The sequence below is a fragment of the Streptomyces litchfieldiae genome (assembly GCF_031845365.1).
GTDB classification, from domain to species: Bacteria; Actinomycetota; Actinomycetes; order Streptomycetales; family Streptomycetaceae; genus Streptomyces; species Streptomyces litchfieldiae.
Genome location: NZ_JAVREL010000060.1, coordinates 1 through 1296, shown reverse-complemented (window position 1 = coordinate 1296; position 1296 = coordinate 1). Strand labels below are relative to the sequence as shown.

Annotated in this window: 1 protein-coding gene; it reads left to right on the top strand. The window is 66.5% G+C overall.

Translation table 11 applies throughout. The features are described from left to right. Positions 1 to 1273 (top strand): IS1634 family transposase (locus RM590_RS35370; protein ID WP_311708920.1); only part of this gene is annotated, 1273 nt, incomplete at its 5' end. Between the last annotated feature and the right edge of the window lie 23 nt (positions 1274 to 1296).

Sequence of the window (1296 nt, the reverse complement as noted above, 5' to 3'; positions counted from 1 at the left end):
CGGCCTGGCCGCCACCGACGACGACGCCTGCTACCGGGCGATGGACTGGCTCCACGAGGTGACCGACGACCTGGAGAAGCAGGTGTTCGACGAGGTCGCGAACCTCCTCAACCTGGAGGTCGACCTGCTGTTCTTCGACACCACCAGCACCTATTTCGAACTGGAGGAGCCGGACGGGCCCGTCGCCCGCGACGACAAGGGCCTCCCCCTGACCAAGGGTCACAAGACCGCCGCCGACAGCGGCGAGCCGGAGGACCAGGCCGGGTTCAGGACTTACGGCAAGTCCAAGGACTCCCGCGATGACCTGCCGCAGATCGTGATCGGAATGGCCGTCACCCGGGACGGGATCCCCGTCCGGGTCTGGTCCTGGCCCGGCAATACCGGTGACCAGAAGCTGATCCGGCAGGTCAAGGACGACATGCGCGACTGGACCCTGAGCAAGATCGTGTGGGTCACCGACCGGGGATTCTCCAGCGAACGCAACCGCCGCTACCTCCGCCAGGGAGCAGGCGCCTACATCGTCGGCGAGAAACTCCGCTCCGGCAGCCCAGAGGTGAAGGCCGCCCTGTCGCGGCAGGGCCGCTACGGCGAGATCGCCGGGAACATGCGGGTCAAGGAGGTCAAGATCTCCGACACCGAACGGTTCGTGATCTGCCACAACCCCGAAGCCGCCGAACGCGACCAGCACATACGCGAACAGCTCGTCGCCCAGCTCACCATGCTGATCGAGGACACCGACAAGCTCAGCGAGTTCAAGCGCGGCGAACTGCGCGGGAGGATCGCCGACAAGCCCGGCCTCAACCGCTACCTCCGCACCACTCCGGCCGGCAAACTCCGCATCGACTCCGCGAAGATCAAGACGGAGGAGAACCTCGACGGCAAGTACCTACTGCGATGCTCCGACCCCCACCTGTCCGCCGAGGACATCGCCCTCGGTTACAAGCAGCTCCTCGAAGTCGAACGGGGCTGGCGGGACATGAAGCAGATCATCGACCTGCGGCCCGTCTATCACCGGCTCGAGGAACGCATACGCGCGCACGTCATCCTCTGCTGGCTCGCCCTGCTGCTGATCCGCATCATCGAGACCACCACTGGCGCCACCTGGCTGGCCGTCCGCCGCGAGCTCGACCGGCTCCACCTGGGCACGTTCACCGGCCCCACCGGCCTGTTCCGGCAGGTCACCGCCCTCACCAAGCCCCAGAAGGACCTGCTGGCCAAGCTCGACGTCCCCACCCCGAAGCAGATCATCGCGCTCGAACCCACACCCCGCTGACCAGCACGAACACCAGCGCCTAG